Annotated in this window: 11 protein-coding genes; 3 read left to right on the top strand and 8 right to left on the bottom strand. The window is 40.3% G+C overall.

What is annotated here, in order from left to right; all coding sequences use genetic code 11:
• Positions 1-6 precede the first annotated feature (6 nt).
• Together BW716_RS17225 and BW716_RS17220 are read left to right on the top strand one after the other, a co-directional pair.
• Positions 7-219, top strand: coding sequence for a hypothetical protein (locus BW716_RS17225; protein ID WP_083724182.1), 213 nt, complete (start codon positions 7-9; stop codon positions 217-219).
• A gap of 171 nt (positions 220-390) precedes the next feature.
• Positions 391-3,189, top strand: coding sequence for a bifunctional aconitate hydratase 2/2-methylisocitrate dehydratase (locus tag BW716_RS17220; protein WP_083724180.1), 2,799 nt, complete (start codon positions 391-393; stop codon positions 3,187-3,189).
• Between the two features lie 266 nt (positions 3,190-3,455).
• Here BW716_RS17220 and BW716_RS17215 read toward each other — a convergent pair whose 3' ends face one another.
• The 6 genes from BW716_RS17215 to BW716_RS17190 all read right to left on the bottom strand — a co-directional run bounded on the left by BW716_RS17215 (position 3,456) and on the right by BW716_RS17190 (position 11,182).
• On the bottom strand, positions 3,456-3,704 hold the full coding sequence (locus BW716_RS17215) for a hypothetical protein (RefSeq protein WP_083724178.1): 249 nt from the start codon (positions 3,702-3,704) through the stop codon (positions 3,456-3,458).
• 129 nt (positions 3,705-3,833) lie between these two features.
• Positions 3,834-4,184: a hypothetical protein gene (locus BW716_RS17210; protein ID WP_083724176.1), complete on the bottom strand. Its 351-nt coding sequence runs from the start codon at positions 4,182-4,184 to the stop codon at positions 3,834-3,836.
• 254 nt (positions 4,185-4,438) lie between these two features.
• Positions 4,439-6,202, bottom strand: coding sequence for a hypothetical protein (locus BW716_RS17205; protein ID WP_220388781.1), 1,764 nt, complete (start codon positions 6,200-6,202; stop codon positions 4,439-4,441).
• Positions 6,203-6,481: 279 nt separating this feature from the next.
• Entirely contained in the window at positions 6,482-8,215 is a 1,734-nt protein-coding gene (locus BW716_RS17200) for an alpha-keto acid decarboxylase family protein (protein WP_083724172.1), read from the bottom strand.
• A 524-nt stretch (positions 8,216-8,739) separates the two neighbouring features.
• Positions 8,740-9,486 carry a LytTR family DNA-binding domain-containing protein gene (locus BW716_RS17195; protein ID WP_083724170.1) on the bottom strand — a complete coding sequence of 249 codons (747 nt, stop codon included), beginning with the start codon at positions 9,484-9,486 and terminating at the stop codon, positions 8,740-8,742.
• Positions 9,458-11,182: a tetratricopeptide repeat-containing sensor histidine kinase gene (locus BW716_RS17190; protein WP_083724168.1), complete on the bottom strand. Its 1,725-nt coding sequence runs from the start codon at positions 11,180-11,182 to the stop codon at positions 9,458-9,460. The genes BW716_RS17195 and BW716_RS17190 overlap by 29 nt, the downstream gene beginning before the upstream one ends.
• 968 nt (positions 11,183-12,150) lie before the next feature.
• Here BW716_RS17190 and BW716_RS17185 point away from each other — a divergent pair.
• On the top strand, positions 12,151-13,188 hold the full coding sequence (locus BW716_RS17185) for a Fic family protein (protein WP_083724166.1): 1,038 nt from the start codon (positions 12,151-12,153) through the stop codon (positions 13,186-13,188).
• Positions 13,189-13,442: 254 nt separating this feature from the next.
• On the opposite strand, the gene BW716_RS39010 is transcribed toward BW716_RS17185, so the two are convergent.
• Together BW716_RS39010 and BW716_RS17175 are read right to left on the bottom strand one after the other, a co-directional pair.
• On the bottom strand, positions 13,443-13,796 hold the full coding sequence (locus tag BW716_RS39010) for a helix-turn-helix transcriptional regulator (protein ID WP_368677480.1): 354 nt from the start codon (positions 13,794-13,796) through the stop codon (positions 13,443-13,445).
• A complete protein-coding gene (locus BW716_RS17175) occupies positions 13,796-15,919 on the bottom strand; it encodes a DEAD/DEAH box helicase (RefSeq protein WP_220388780.1) in 2,124 nt (707 codons plus the stop codon). The genes BW716_RS39010 and BW716_RS17175 overlap by 1 nt, the downstream gene beginning before the upstream one ends.
• Between the last annotated feature and the right edge of the window lie 855 nt (positions 15,920-16,774).

Raw genomic sequence — 16,774 nt, 5'->3', positions numbered from 1 at the left:
CTCGCAGTGTTCTGGGTGGCATTGATAGTGGCAGGATTCGTCAAGGGGTATCTTTCTGTAGATCACCCTGAAAATAGCTTTTACCATGTGATGGCGGCGACACGACCTTACCTGGAGGCATTTACCGCTGCGGGGCTGGGGGTAATGATCGCACTGGGGGCCATATGTGTGATTTATTTAAGGCATAGTGCAGAGAATAAGCAGGTTACATTAAAATAAGTAACCCTCCGAAGAATCGCATGTGAGAATTATGGTTTAAGCTGTTTCCTTTAGTGGGGGCGGGTGGAGATGCTTATTCCCCCTCCGCTAAAGTGAGATATTATTAGATAGCTATGTAATATTATCTACATTATTTACCTTTGCGTCTTCGCATTTAAAAAGAAAAGTCGTATGAGTCGTTATAATGAGTATCTCAATGAAATTGAGGAAAGAAAAGGTCAGGACCTCCATCCCAAGCCGATTGATGGCGCAGAATTACTAAGTGAAGTCATCGCGCAAATTAGAGATCTTGACAATGTGCACAGAAAAGATTCTCTTAACTTCTTTATTTACAACGTATTGCCAGGAACTACTCCTGCTGCTGGTGTAAAGGCTCAGTTTTTAAAGGAAATCATTCTTGGTACTGCCGTAGTTGAGGAAATTTCCCCATCTTTTGCTTTTGAGCTATTATCACATATGAAGGGTGGTCCTTCCATCGGGGTGTTGCTGGATCTGGCGCTGGGTGAAGATGTCGCTATTGCGAAAAAAGCTGCAAATGTGCTGAAAACGCAGGTTTTCCTCTATGATGCCGACACAGACCGTCTGAAAGAAGCATTCAAAAATGAAAATGAGATAGCTAAAGAGATCCTTGAAAGTTATGCTAAAGCGGAATTTTTCACTAACCTCCCTGAACTGCCTGAAGAAATTAAGGTAGTAACTTTCATAGCTGGTGAAGGTGATATTTCTACTGACTTACTCTCTCCGGGTAATCAGGCACACTCCAGATCTGACCGTGAATTGCATGGTAAATGCATGATCACTCCCCAGGCACAGGCCGAAATCAGGGCGCTGCAGGCACAACATCCTAACAAGAGCGTGATGTTGATTGCTGATAAAGGCACCATGGGCGTAGGTTCATCAAGAATGTCTGGTGTAAATAACGTGGCCCTCTGGACGGGCAAACAGGCAAGTCCTTATGTTCCATTTGTGAACATTGCCCCGATTGTAGGTGGTACAAACGGCATTTCTCCAATTTTCCTCACGACTGTTGACGTAACCGGTGGTATCGGTATTGACCTCAAAAACTGGGTGAAAAAGGTAGACGAAAATGGTAAACTTGTTCGCAATGAAGCTGGTGAGCATATTCTCGAGGAAGTATACTCTGTTGCTACCGGCACAGTTCTTACCATCAACACAAAGACAAAGAAACTTTACAACGGCGATAAGGAACTGATTGACATTTCTAAGGCACTGACGCCTCAGAAAATGGAATTTATCAAAGCTGGCGGATCATATGCTATCGTGTTCGGTAAAAAGATCCAGACCATAGCGGCTAAGATCCTCTGTATTGAACCTACCGCTGTATTTGCACTGCCAAAAGAAATTTCTCACGAGGGCCAGGGTCTGACAGCAGTAGAAAAGATCTTTAACAAAAATGCGGTTGGTATTACTCCGGGCAAAGTATTACATGCCGGTTCAGATGTTCGTGTAGAGGTAAATATCGTAGGTTCTCAGGATACGACCGGTCTGATGACTGCCCAGGAACTGGAATCTATGGCTGCCACTGTAATTTCGCCAATTGTTGACGGTGCTTACCAGTCAGGCTGTCACACCGCATCAGTATGGGACAAGAAGGCGCAGACAAACATTCCAAAACTCATGAAATTCATGAATGAGTTTGGATTGATTACTGCCCGTGACCCGAAAGGTGAATATCATTCCATGACAGATGTAATTCACAAAGTACTCAACGATATTACGATAGATGAGTGGGCAATCATCATTGGTGGTGACTCTCACACAAGAATGTCTAAAGGTGTTGCTTTTGGGGCTGACTCAGGTACCGTTGCCCTGGCATTGGCTACTGGTGAAGCATCCATGCCAATTCCGGAGTCAGTGAAAGTAACCTTCAAAGGAGAAATGAAGGATCACATGGATTTCCGTGATGTTGTACACGCTACACAGGCGCAGATGCTGCAGAAATTTGCCGGAGAGAACGTTTTCCAGGGCAGAGTGATTGAAGTACACATCGGAACACTCCCTGCTGACCAGGCTTTCACCTTTACTGACTGGACCGCAGAGATGAAAGCAAAAGCTTCCATCTGTATTTCTGAAGATGATACCCTGATTCAATCACTGGAAATTGCGAAAGGCAGAATCCAGATCATGATCGAAAAAGGCATGGATAACAGCAGGCAGGTGCTGCAGGGATTGATCAATAAAGCTGATAAGAGAATCGCTGAGATTAAATCAGGTGAAAAGCCAGCTTTAACACCAGATACGAATGCTAAGTATTACGCTGAAGTGGTAGTGGATCTGGATATCATCGTTGAACCAATGATTGCAGACCCTGATGTGAATAATGACGACGTTTCTAAGCGTTATACCCACGATACCATCCGTACACTCTCTTACTACGGTGATAAAAAAGTGGATCTTGGTTTCGTAGGATCCTGCATGGTACACAAGGGCGATTTGAAAATCGTTTCTCAAATGCTCAGGAACCTGGAAAAACAGAAAGGTAAGGTTGAGTTCAATGCTCCGCTGGTGGTAGCAGCTCCAACTTACAATATCATTGATGAATTGCAGGTAGAAGGAGATTGGGAAATATTGCAGAAATATTCTGGCTTCGAGTTCAACGACAATGCTCCGAAAGGCGCTGCACGTACAGAATACGAAAACATGATGTATCTCGAGCGTCCGGGTTGTAACCTTTGTATGGGTAACCAGGAAAAAGCAGCTAAAGGAGATACAGTAATGGCCACATCAACGCGTCTTTTCCAGGGTAGAGTTGTGGAAGATTCCGATCGTAAAAAAGGAGAATCTTTGCTTGCTTCCACACCAGTAGTTGTTCTTTCTGCTATCCTTGGAAGAATTCCTAATATGGAAGAATATAAAACGGCTGTAGAAGGTATCGATCTGACTAAGTTCGCGCCACCTCTGAAGAATCTGGTTTCTAGTCCGGTAGGTAAAGACAGTCTGTCTTATTAATAATACTATACAAAAAGGCGTCTCATCAATTATGATGAGACGCCTTTTTATTTCTATTCCTTCACATCCCACCATAACAATGTGGCGACCAGTGCAGGATATTCTGCGACGTACCATAGTTATTGATCCATTTGTTATCAAATGCACTCCAGGTAATCCAACGGAAGCCTACATTGTAGTTATAGTCATTCGTGTTCTGTTGAATATTCAGATCAGCCCCTCACTAATAACTGATTTTTTTTTGTAAAAAGCCTATGTATGAGTTATTATATTTTTGTCCATACAGTGGCATTAATCCAAAAAATCTGCGTTTTCCCATTATTAATTCCTAGTACGCCAACAAATGGCGCATCATCCGTAAAGTTTACATTTATTACCGGTGATGTTAAATCAATTTCAAAGCCTTGAAATGGACCTCGTCCATTATTATAGGTTACAGTTAAAAAATTTTGAGAACCGGTAATTGTAATTTTTGCGTTGCCTTGGTCTTGCCAAGTGCCAATAAATGAATTCATAGTTTATATTTTTAAATTTTTCCTACTCTTGAGGCTTTTCGGTTTACTCCTCCTGTTGAAGTGACTGAACAGGATCAGTCCGTTTTTAAACAAATGCAGCTCTTGTTTGGCTAAAATATCTTCTGAGAACTATACTTCTATACCATAAGATCCTTCATTAATTTCCAGAATAGAAATGTGGAATGCCGTCCAAACTCCCTTTGGGGTAGCTGACCCATTATCTGGCGCCCCTACCATTTGCCCCCCCATTAAGTTTCCCTGGTAATTACCAACATATGATGTGATAGTGCGATTAGTGAAATCGGCAATGGCAATAGCTATTTGACCAGGATTGGCTCCGTCCAATGCAGTGTATGTACCAAAAAACTCCCCATCATTAATGGTTAAAGTGCCATTAATTAAAGTTGCATTAAATGAATAATGTGAAGAGTCAGACCACTTTTGAATGAATCTCCAGGTTCCGTTGTTAATTGTGGACATAATTGTTATTTTTAGTCCTACTCATAAGGCTTTTCGGTTACCGCCTCTCATTGAATTGTCTGAATGAGATCAGTTTCGCTTTATAAAATGTTTGCTGCTCCAGTTAAAGAGCTTTCGATTAAGAAATCAGAAATTTTATGGGCTGATAAGTAAGCGGAAAAACCAGGCAGGGCATTCTGTAGTTAATAAAATTTGCTGGTGAACAACAACAAATGACAATAGATATTCAAATAAAAGGACATCCGGCTTTCAAGCTATTCCGGACAAATAAATGGATATTCACTATTATCGATGATCGGCTCTATACCAAAAAAATCATTTAGCACAGATTCAGCAGTGCAATATGCACCTTCCACCCAAGCCTGATCATTAGAGTATGCTTCGCCAACAATGAAAATATCTGCATCTTTTCCGGTAATGAGTTGAGAAGGTTTACGAATCTTGCGTTGCACATCACCTACATCAAAATGTGGCGCCCATTCGTGGTATCCCGCATTGAATGGGGGAAGAGACCAGTCCATATAGGCTGCTTCCAATGGTTCGGGAATATTGGTATAATCAGAATTCGGTCCATAATGAAGTTCAGCCAACATCTTTCGAAGCATCTTTACCATGCGTTCAGGCACTTTTCTTGGTCCTTCCAGTGGTTGCGTATCACTGGAAACCGGAACTGTGCGTTCGCGCCTGGCACCAAGTTCTAATTCCTGCCAGAAAGTGGTATTATCTTCGTCATCATAGCTGGCAAGAATGCCATAGATAGGTTTTTTGCCTTGCACTTTAGCGTTGTTCCCAAAATAAACAACCATGCGTATTGGGGAATTGGATACGCTTGGCCCAATGGTATCACGGCGTGCAGCTATTGATAACTGATTTACCTGTGCAATGGTCAAAGCTTCTTCGGTTTTGTTCTCAATTGCTTTCACCATTTCATTGAGGCCAGAATAAGGAACATCAATCAGCGTGCTTATGTCTTTTAATACCTTTGCAGGAAATTTATCCTTACCTAGTTGCTCAATTACATCAGGGGTGATAACATACCCGGTAATTTGTGCGGGGTAAATTGCAGGATTATTTTTTGCCGCTGTAGTCCACCATGGATCGTCAAAAAACATTCCTATTTTATAGGAGGGCTGCATGATTGTTGATTCCAGATAGAGATTTACCTTTTCATGATTAAGTACATCTACCTCATCTTTTGCCGGCTGATGGTAGCGGGTAGCCTGAGCTACAAGATCAATGGCTGCACGTGGAATAGCCAGCCATGCAGCATCCGCCTCACGTGTTCCTTCGGCTATGTTCGGATTTGTGCGTGATGCATAAGTAAACACCGCTTTCTTGTTTTTCCATAAAATAGAATGCAGGCGAGTATCAGGATAATACTTGAAAACAATGCCTTTCTGCTTGCATAGCTTCACAATTTCGTCAAAGAGTGCATTGAACATTCCTGAATAACCAATAGACAATGTTTTATACTGGCTACCCGGAGTAAATTCATCATTGATATTCATGGATACCGCTGTGTTTGTGTTGATCACATTCGAACTATAACCATTTCCATCGGCTGCATAATCATATCCTTCCGATCCTACCTGGTCGTAAAGCAGGTTCCAGTAACCAATATCTTTAAGTAAATCCCCCTCCTGGAAAACAGACGATTCCGGAAGTTTTTTGATGATTCGTCCTTCCTTGTAGAATCTGCACCATTCTAAACGGGTAAATCCACCGTCTTTTTTCACCCCGGCAGGAATACCAAGATTTTCAAGAATGGTAAAAGCCTGGTCAGGTGTGGCTCCAGCTCCAAAATTATTTATATTATAAGGGGCGGGATTGCTGGAAGTAATATCATTAATGTAAAAATTGCGTGAACGCAGATAAAATAATTGATTGTTGGTAACATTGAAAGGAACTGAATATTTGTCAAGTCCCAGATTTTCAATAGTTTTTGTTACCAGACGATGACCTGGTGCACGCCCATCATTTGAATGGGGAGATTTTTGATCCCAGAATGAATAACGCATTCCACCAAGTTCTACATAAGAGTTGTCCTTGTCATCTTTGTAATGCCAGGTGCAAATACGTGCCCCCGCAGCACGGGAACCAGGATGTGATTTTGAAAAATCGTACTTACCCCAGTCATATAGTTCAAGCACATCGCCTTTCGAGAGTTGCTTCGATTTGAATGTCGGGTCATTGGTCTTGCCTTCAAGCAAACGCCATGCGGTGTACAATCCTGCAGCTCCGGCTCCGAAAATGGAGTATGTTTTTGGGTTCATTGTATTATTGATTTAAAAGTTGAGTTATAAAGGCAGTGTTTCTTCTCCCAGGCGATTCATTTGTCCTGGCAGATCGTTATATGGAATAATCACCTCAACCAATGCCGGTTTGTTCTTGAGGGCTTTCAGCTTAGGAAGTATTGATTTGAGATCGGAAACTGTTTCAGCACAAAAGCTTTCTGCACCAAATGCTTTAGCCAGTGCAGCATAATCCCATTTGGGAAGAATATCAAAGGCGTCGAATGGTACTCCCGAACTGGGTTGGAACGCTTTTACATCTACATACACCTGCTCGATCGCATAAACACCGTTGCTCATCACAAAGATTACCGCGTTTACTTTGTTACGCGCAAGGGTTGATAACGATTGGCTTACCATCATAAATCCTCCGTCTCCCGCAACAGTCCATGAACGCTTTCCGCTTCCGAGTTGGGCGCCAAGTGCTGCACCGGTTTCAAAACCTATGCATTGCCATGCTGCCGAACCGATGAAGCTACCTTGCTTTAATCCTGTTGCATTGGCAGCAACGTACAGCGAACAGCTTACACCAAACACCATGTTCACATCGTTCATCATTTTATTATCCTGCAGGAATTGCATCGTGTGCTGGAAGAACCTGTTGAAAGTGATCACTTCCGGTTTACTGTTGAATTTCGGATCTGAATTCGATTCCCATGGCTCAGGATATACTGGCCATTTGGGCGGGGTCATTTTGAGCGGATACTTCGGCTTCGCGCTTGTCTTGAATTTCCTGAGTAGTGCTTCCATGAAATCTTTCATCGTTATTTCCTGGTATTTAAAATATCCTGCACGAATCTGATCTGTGGACGCCAGTACCATGTATTCATATTTATTCTCCATGAACCAGAGGTAGTCATCCGTCAGAATTGTTCCGAGTGAAATGATACAGTCCGATTGCTCAACGATATCGAGTACGCTTTTTACTGAAGCCGCATCTGAATATGTACCAATGAAATTTTGGGGATCTTCATCCAGCACAGTTTTCCCAAGAGTAGTCGTCGTATAATAAATACCGCTTGCATCGATGATCTGCTGGAGCAAGCCTGTTAGTCCATGACGCAACACTTCCACGCCGGCCCATATCAATGGATTTTTTGCATTGATAATAATCTGCCACGCCATATCAACTGCATTTTCAAGTGCAGCCGGTTCGCTTTTAATTAGCAATGGTTGCAACGGTTTTGCTGAAGGGCGTGGACAGGGCTGTTGCCACACTTCCTTGTAGCATGCAATATAAACCGGCCGCTTATGTGTAATTGCCTGAATTAGGAGATTGTCAATTTTTTCAGGAGCACCCACATTCGTACTCAATGTTTCCGCGGCCACTGTCACATTACTATACACATTCTGGTCAGCGAGCAGGTTCCCGGTGGAATGATGGAAGATCATTCCGTACCGATCTGTTTGGTTACGCATGTCCGCACCTGGAGCAGCACTAATCACTACTATCGGGCTTCTTTCCACATAAGCCCCCGCAATAGCATTAAGTGCACTGAATGTACTTACTCCATATTGCAGCGATACTGCTGCAAGACCTCTTGTTCTTGCATAAGCATCGGCGGCATAGGCGGCATCTAATTCATTTATTGCACCAATTGTATTTATTCCATTAAAGTACTCAAGAGCCTGGGTAAAATGCTTTACATAATCACCCGGAATCTGAAATACATCAGTGACATTTAATTGTTTAAGCCGTGTTAGCAAGTAATCGGCAACAGTGAATGTATTTGTAGACATATTATAAGTGCGTTAGTTTGATAATTATTGTTAAATAATGGCAACTAATTGGTATCAACCCAAACTCCTATCTGTGAGCCAATGTTTGTAGGTTCACCGCCAGTGGAAGCACTATTTGCTGCGGGGGGAAGATCCTGGCTATAGGGCACACCATCCTCATTCACAAAGTATAATACTTTGTTGGGGAGGCGTTCATAAATGCCAGCGAAAGAGGAACCCAATAATTTAAAGGGGATTGTAAGCGTTTTGCATCATAGCAATTATTTTTATATCGCTAATCGTAAGGCCATTCGGTTAATACCTCCCGCTGAATTAACTGAACGGAATCAGTTTTGTGGGGGGATATTTTTAATCATAAGGTTTGTAGATTTTTAAAAAATCCCATTTAATGTTATTGTGTAATTGGAATGTAAAGATAGGGAGGCTGCGAAGCCATTACGGGCATAATGACACAGAACCGGCTTTCATTGCCGGGAAGAGGCCAAAAAGAGGTATAAAAGGGGGCGAAGGGGGAACCGAATTGGCTATTTCAGGATATGAAATCGGCTTATAAAGTTCTTGTATGTATCACTTAACAGAACCTGATGATTGCCTTGTAAAAGGATAAGGTTATCGGCTGGAATGATTTCAATGATTTTTTCAGCATTTACAACATAATTCCGGTGGGTCTGGTAAAAGAGGGTGGTATCCACTAAGTCGAGGATTTTAGAAAGCGAAATCTGTACGAGAAATTTTTCTTTCTCTGTAATAATGTTACAGTATCTTTCTACTACTTCAATATAAATAATATCGCCTGTTTGTACTTTTTTCAGGGCACCTTTCTTTTTTATAAACAGGAAGTCTTTGCTCACTACTGCAGCTGGTTCTTCACTGGTAAATACCTGTTGTTGACCATAAAATTTCTCTACCGCTATTTCTATGGCATATAAGATTTCCAGCTCATTGAAAGGCTTTAATAAAAAACTAAAGGGATGGGCGAGTTTGGCTCTTTCGAAAATTTGCCGGTCCTTCGAGCTGGTTAAGAATACAAATGGCCTGGCTGCGTTCGGAACGGTATTGATGGTTTCAGCAAACGTTATTCCATCGGGAATATCGTTTAAAAGTATATCAATAATTACCAAATCCACTTTGTTTTTATAAAACAAATGGATTGCTTCGGTATAACTGGCTGCTACTGCTGATATAATATAGTTGTGAGCTGTCAATACATCTGCCAGTGTTTTACTTTGCTCCGGGTTATCCTCAACTATTAGTATATGAATATTTTCCATGGGACTGGTATGTAGGTAATGATACAAACACTTTGGTGCCTATTCCCTCCTGGCTTTCAATAGATACATAGCCTCCGTTTTTTTCAGCCATAGATTTGCATAACTGTAATCCAAGGCCTGTTCCTGAATGCGGATGCCTGTTCTGGTGGGATAATGGATTCATGCCCGTTCCGTTGTCTTCAACAACCATGTTGTAAAAACCGCTTGCTGCTTCCTGCGACCATACTTTAATGATACCGCCTTCATGAGAGAATTTAATAGCATTGTCCAGTAAATTTCGTAAAATAACTTTTAAAGAATCCAGGTCGGCGAAAACAAAAATAACGGTATCGATAGTGCAGGTAAAGCTGATGTTTTTTTCTGTCATCAGGGGCCTGTAATTATAAGCCACCTGCTCCACAATGGAATGTAGGTGAACAGATTCCTGGTGAAAATAAAGCTGTTTGGTTTGCAGTAATGCCCAGTTAAGCAAGTTGTCCAATAAGCTATAAGTGGCATTTGTAATAGCGCTGTTATTTCTCAATAATTGATCTAATGCGTTTATGTTTTTTGTTTCCAGACAGTCGATTAGTTTAGTATTGCTGACTTTCAGTGCGGCAACGGACGAGCGCAGGTCATGGCTAACAATAGAAAATAATTTATCTTTTGCGGTGTTTAGTTCATCTACCTGCTTTTTTTGAGCAAGTATAATCTTATTGCTTTCGATTTTTTGTGAATAAAAGTAGCTTCCCGCTATCAGCAGAGACATGGATAATACCAATGTGGCTAATAAAGTGTTACGCTGGGCTGCTTTCAGTTTGTTTTCCGCCGCCAGGAGATCCACTTCCTTCTGTTTTTGCATGACCGTAGTATTTTTCTCCATCTCGGCAATGGTCCATACTTTGTTCTGATCGTTAACAGAATCCTGCCATTGTTCAAATTCTTTCCTGTATTGCAAAGCTGCCAGAAAATCTTTCCTGTTCTCTTCCACTACTGCCATATTTTTAGCGGCCCTCCGTCTGAGCCCGAAATCGTTTGTTTTTTTTGACAACTGATATGCTTTTTGAAAATAAGGAATGGCTTGCTTATCCTTATATTGTTCGTAATAAACATTCGCAATATCCATGTAGCTGCCAACCATAAACAATGTGTCGTTTTGCTCCTGTTGCAATTTTACACTTTTAAAAAGGTAATCTTCTGCCCTGGCAAAATTCTTCAAATGCAGGTAACAGATCCCGATATCATGATAAACAGTACTTTTTTTTACATCATAGGAGCCCGTGTCTGGAAGATTTTCAATTTGCTGAAAGTAGGTTAATGCTTTGGAAAAGTTCTTGAGTTCTAATGCAATGGCGCCAAGTTTAAGTGTTACTTTATAAGCAAAAGCAAAGCGGGGAGAAATGAGACCAAGTTCTTTTTCTGCTTCCTTAAAAAGTTGTTTTTCCTTAAAGCTAATAGCCCGGCAGTAATGACTATAATCAATGATTTGGTGATCAGTATTTCCTTCGGCAATCACCTTCATGGAATAGATCAGGGTAGAATCCCAGTTATGTTGTAAAAAAAATACATGGGTTAAATAAAAATTCTCATTCGGTTTGGATTGCAGTGCCTTATTTTTTAGCGCAATAATAAATAAGCTATCCTGATGACCCATCGAAAAAAGGGAAGAAGGTTGCCATGCTAACCATACAATAATGAAGATTTTTAGCCTGGTCATTTGTACTCAATTCTGTACAGTAGTTTCAGTGCCTCTTGATGTTTCCGGATCAGTGTTTGTTAGATAAACCCGAACTGTATCGATAGGATTATCTGAATTTTGCATGAAAGTGAATTCAGAATAGTATAGATTAACAGTTTCGTTAGGTGAGGTTTCAGGGGGAGGCGTAAATTGGAATCGGCAACTCATTATATTACCTGTGATTTCGGCATGTCCTGGCGAATATATTACATCGGAAGCCTGTACTGCGGTGTCTATTAATAAAGTGACTCTGACGAGTATAGTGTTTTCTGGACTAGTTAATAATTGGGCATTTATCAGTGGAGCGAATACGTAATACCTGTCTTTAGGGTCAGGGGATGGAGGGCTAGAGGGGGCAAGTGATTGCTGTGGAATGCATTGTAATGGCTGCAATATTACATTTACTATACTCATTGTGTTTTAGATTTATTACATGAATGATAATAAAAGAAGGTATGACATGCTTAGCTAAAAGTAAGATATTTTGAAACGATCCAAGCTTTAAAATCACTATTGTCCGATTAAATAAACTTATAACCTTTAAAAAAAGGGCAGTTCGTGAGAATCATCCATATTAATTTCCCATAACAATTCATCTCACACAATGTTGTATAAAACGAAAAGTAGGCCGTGGGCAATCGGGGCTTTGAAATGTAAAATGCAGTATTCCAGTGTATGGCCAACCAGGCAAGGATTAAGCAGAAAAAGAAAACGGGAACAATACATTTGACTGTTCTGTTCCCGCTTTAGTGGAAAAGGGAGGGGAGATGTCGAAGTTTTTGGAGGATTTTGAAGCATTAAATAATTTGATGATAAATCAGCTATAGGATTACTTGTAGTCTCTATTCATCTCATATCGTCTCAAATTGTATTTAAACGATCGTCTCATTTTAAGTCTTCTTTCGTCTCATATCGTCTCATTTCATTAAATGGCTTATATTCACATAATGGAAAATATGGTACATACATTTCAGTTGAAACCAGACTGGCAACTGATCAGTGCAATAAGCAAATTAGACCGCTTTGATGCTTCATGGACCGCCGTTGAAAAAAGAGAAGGACAAAACCTAAAACATTTAAAATCGATAGCAACAGTCAGAAGTGTTGGCGCTTCTACAAGAATAGAAGGCTCCAGAATGTCAGATGATGAAGTAAAGGTCCTGATTGATAAATTAAGTATATCGAAATTAGAAGACAGTGATTCCCAGGAGGTTGCAGGTTATTTTAATGCATTGGATATTATTTCCGATTCTTATGAGGAAATGGGGGTAAGCGAAAGTACTATTAAGAGCCTGCACAATATTCTTATGAAGCACAGCCGTAAAGACGAGTGGCATAGAGGAAATTATAAACAACACAGTAATGCCGTAGAAGCAAGAAAACCAGACGGGGCTAAACAGGTTATCTTTCATACTACTGCACCCGGCATTGAAACAGAAAATGCAATGCAGGAACTTATAGAATGGTATCATGCGGACAATGAAACACACCCTATTGTAAAGTGTGCGCTGTTTTCTTACGATTTCGTAAGTATTCATCCTTTTCAGGATGGTAACGGAAGGTTAAGCAGATTAATAGCTACCTTGTTACTTCTAAAAAACGGGTACAGATGGATTCAGTATGTAAGCTTTGAACATGAAATTGAAAACAGAAAGGGGGAATATTACAAAGAATTAATGCAATGCCAGCAACAAAGGCCGCATGAAGATGTTTATCCGTGGATTATTTTTTTTCTGGATTGTTTAAATAACATCAGCAGTCAGTTAATGATTAAATTAACGGCTGCTGCAAAGGAAATTAGCCTGGCTCCAAAAGAAAAAAGCATTTATATATTCGTTGAAAATCATCCAGGATGCCAATCTGGGGAAATAGCTGAGAAACTAAACATACCGCTTGGTACGGTCAAGAGGATTCTTACCTTTTTGGTCAATGAAAAACAGATCATTAAACACGGTTCAGGACCGGGAACGAATTATAGCTTGTAATTCTCGTGCAAAAGTCTGTAAATCACTGACCCACAGGCTTGTGGAGAAATTTGGAGAATTGACAAATTTTTTGGGAAATTCAGTACAGCTATGCACACAGTTAAACATTTAAAGCGAAAATATTTACTATAGCGACAATAATTATTCCTCTCCAAATTTTCGAACACTGGAGAAGAAAATTAAGAATTTGTACTCCCTTTTTAGGGAAATATTAAGCGCACTCCCTGGAGAGCTATAGTAGGTGCTAGGTACCTTTAGCTGTTTGAAGACAAAACCGATTCGAAAATAGCCAGTACCCTAAAGCCTGTAGATTGATCTTCCGTAAGTACAATATCCTGAAATGAAGGATCAGTAGACAAGGGACGTAGTATGATTGACTCATGGCTCCACTGCTCTTCTTTATGTTGCTTTGTACTTCTATATTCTTTAACTGTATACCCTCCCGCTAAGCCTTCAGCTGGAAGACTGTTATATTGTACCAGGACTATTTTTCCATTTCGTGATCCGCTTTCATGCTTTCTGAAAAGACAGATTGATCTATCAGGAATAATGCGATTCATAGATTCACCAACGACCTCACAAGCGAAAAGGTCAAGCACAGGCAACATCATTTGTCAAATGCTTTAAATAAACCGCTTAATAAGTGTAGCGCTTTTTCAACGGTTTGCTTACTCTCAATTGGTAGTTTCAGATATGTTTGACCAGTAGTTTGGTCTGTTTCAGTAATCGTTGCAGTCAGTTTTTCTACAGCATCCTGATTACTTAAGGTATTTATTAGTTGTGTAAAGAAGTTCATACCATGTTGAACTATTGTAGCAGCCGTTTCTTCCCGGGGATCATCGGTCGTCATTATTTTGGATGCCGGCTGTTGTAAAGACTCATTTTCCAGTCTTTCAATCATGTTATTATCGTCTGCATCTTTCTCTGTTTTATTATATTGTGTTGTTATTTCTTCCTGCTCCTGTGTATCGAAAGAGGTGATGGTTTGTGATATCTCCTGTGTAAGTGTTTCTACAGACTGCATGAATTGTTTAAACTTGTCATCACCCAGGAAAATACAATCCTCGCCATTATCCAATACACCAGCGGCAACAGCACTTTTAAACTTTAATACAGACAGCATCCTGTGTTCGATCGTTTCCTGCGCAACCAGATTAATGATGGATACGTTTTTCTTTTGCCCCATGCGATAAATACGGGCAATTCGTTGTTCAAGTACTGCAGGATTCCAGGGAATATCCATATTAATAAGATATGAGGCAGCCTGTAGGTTAAGTCCTACTCCGCCAGCATCAGTAGAAAGAAAAACTTTACACTGTGCATCATTATTAAAATTCTCAAACAACGACTCCCGTCGTTTACTGGGTACTCCTCCGTGAAGGTTTTCAAATTTCACCCCGCGCTCTTTTAGTCTTTCAGCAATAAGACGTGTCATTCTTTCCCACTGGCTAAAAATTACCACTTTTTCATCCTCTATTAGAAACAGCTCATCCAAAATATTAAACAATTCATCCAGTTTGGTTTGATGATTGGTTTTCTGATCAATAATATAGGTGCTGTCACAAACCATGCGCATCAAATTCAGATAGTTTAACATTCGCTGTCTGTCCTGTTCATTTAGAAAACCGAAACGCTTCCATTTATTTACCAGTTGAGCTACCGCGTCTGCATATTCTTTATGTAAATCCTGTTGGGGTGGTGTTAGTGGTACAAACAGTGTTTTATCCATCCTTCCGGGTAACTGTTTAAGCACTTCTTTCTTAGTGCGACGCAACACAATATCAGCAAGTTGTTTACCAATTTCATTAAGGCCTTTATAGCCGGTAACTTTTCCGGTATCGGTATCAGTTAACTGGTGTTTTCTTAGGAAATGATGTAAGGATCCCAATTGGAATGGGTCAATATATTGAACCAGCGAATACAGCTCTTCAATATTATTCTCAAGTGGTGTACCTGTAAGAATCAGCGCATAGGGGGACTGGATACGTTTGATGTGTTGCGAAATTTTTGCTTTCCAGTTTTTGATACGTTGTGCTTCATCCAGAATTACAGCATCAGGATTCATCTGATTAATGTAATGCCAATCATTACCTGCCATATGATAACTAACAATCATGAAATAGTTTTCATCATTTTCATACAAAGCCCGCCTGGTTAGTGCATTACCTTCTATAACTGTAACAGAACGACCAGTAAATTTTTCTATTTCAGTTTTCCATTGATATTTTAATGAAGTGGGGCAGATAATCAGCACTTTATCTGTATTAAGATTTTGCTGTAGGAGCATTGCCCATGCAATACCCTGTACTGTTTTACCGAGTCCCATATCATCTGCAAGAATAGATCGGCCAGCCCTGGTGGCAAATAGTATACCTTCCTGCTGATAAGGGAATAGGGACACATTTACGAGATCTTTCAGCAATTGGGCCCCTTTTTCTTCTAATAATGCTTTCCGGTTGTGCTTCTCCCGATATTTAATGATTAGTTGTAAGGCATCATCGTAGCAACGGAATTGGGCATTTATTTTATGAGCTTCCAGCAGCAATTGCTCTATATCAAAATATGCAGCAGGAAGTAGTGTATTGTCTCTATCAAAATATTTCCTGCTCCAGTTCTTAAACTTTTTTTCACCTTCTGTTCCGATGCGCAGTTTCACTTTTTGTTCTCCTGTGTAAGATACATACATGGATGAATAAGAGAGTACCGGTAAAACATCCAACAGTTTTTTCATACCTCGCTTTTTGCCTGCGAATAAGCGAACAGCTTCGATATGCTTACATGTGCCTAACTGGTTTGTTTTGAAATCCAGGCAAGAGCAAAAATTCAGGCTATTATCTTTACTGCGTAAAGCTACTTTATAGGTATTCCCTGATTTTGCACTAAACACACGATAATTGCTATATATAGGTTCCTGGTCAAGGTTTTCTATAGTGAATGTCTCTTTTTCTGCTATCTGACGACGCAAAATTGTTTGCCATTCTTTATCTGTCAGGTTATCCGGTTTACGGGTATGCGAAACGTGTAATGGGAGCGCCTGTTTTTTCTTATTTACCCTTTTCCTGGCGGTTGGTTGTTTTTTGGATATTGACATTTGACGGGATTTATGGGTAATAAAAATAGAGAGAATATAGGAGTTTGTGCTGGTATAGGACAAATAATTAACGAATTAGAAAAAATGCTGTAAAAAGCAGAATATTCAGAAATTTTTATCCGGGTGAACAAAAAGAGAAAAGGGGAGTCTTTATGAAGCGTTCTTATTTTAACCCTGTCATCTTCAAAAACGACAGACTTTTGATAACATTGCTCGAAATACATGTCTTGCCTTGTGTAACTAATGAGGAAACGGAGCTCTGTATTATATTAAATAGGGCATATTCAGAAGCTCGGTATAATGAAAAATATAGTGTATCTGAGGGAACAGTTAGAATATTAATAGAAAGGGTGGCCAAATTTATTGGGCATTGCCCAAAGGCTTTACAAGGGAAAGTTACTTAGTCTGAAAAACAGCCAATCTATTTTATTCCCTTTAAACGCAGCAAATGAGCCAGGCTGAAATCAACGAGAATAATCCAGTGAAGAAGATAGG

This window comes from [Flexibacter] sp. ATCC 35208, from assembly GCF_001975825.1.
Taxonomy (GTDB): domain Bacteria; phylum Bacteroidota; class Bacteroidia; order Chitinophagales; family Chitinophagaceae; genus Chitinophaga.
The sequence above is the reverse complement of the archived record's forward strand: the minus strand, read 5'-3'. Positions and strand labels throughout refer to the sequence as shown.

What these genes read in the sequence shown, in the direction of transcription:
- BW716_RS17220 (WP_083724180.1), top strand. Translation starts at nt 391, where the DNA reads ATGAGTCGTTATAATGAGTATCTCAATGAAATTGAGGAAAGAAAAGGT.
- BW716_RS17215 (WP_083724178.1), bottom strand. Translation starts at nt 3,704, where the DNA reads ATGAATTCATTTATTGGCACTTGGCAAGACCAAGGCAACGCAAAAATT.
- BW716_RS17210 (WP_083724176.1), bottom strand. Translation starts at nt 4,184, where the DNA reads ATGTCCACAATTAACAACGGAACCTGGAGATTCATTCAAAAGTGGTCT.
- BW716_RS17205 (WP_220388781.1), bottom strand. Translation starts at nt 6,202, where the DNA reads ATGCGTTATTCATTCTGGGATCAAAAATCTCCCCATTCAAATGATGGG.
- BW716_RS17200 (WP_083724172.1), bottom strand. Translation starts at nt 8,215, where the DNA reads ATGTCTACAAATACATTCACTGTTGCCGATTACTTGCTAACACGGCTT.
- BW716_RS17195 (WP_083724170.1), bottom strand. Translation starts at nt 9,486, where the DNA reads ATGGAAAATATTCATATACTAATAGTTGAGGATAACCCGGAGCAAAGT.
- BW716_RS17190 (WP_083724168.1), bottom strand. Translation starts at nt 11,182, where the DNA reads ATGACCAGGCTAAAAATCTTCATTATTGTATGGTTAGCATGGCAACCT.
- BW716_RS17185 (WP_083724166.1), top strand. Translation starts at nt 12,151, where the DNA reads ATGGAAAATATGGTACATACATTTCAGTTGAAACCAGACTGGCAACTG.
- BW716_RS39010 (WP_368677480.1), bottom strand. Translation starts at nt 13,796, where the DNA reads ATGTTGCCTGTGCTTGACCTTTTCGCTTGTGAGGTCGTTGGTGAATCT.
- BW716_RS17175 (WP_220388780.1), bottom strand. Translation starts at nt 15,919, where the DNA reads ATGAAAAAACTGTTGGATGTTTTACCGGTACTCTCTTATTCATCCATG.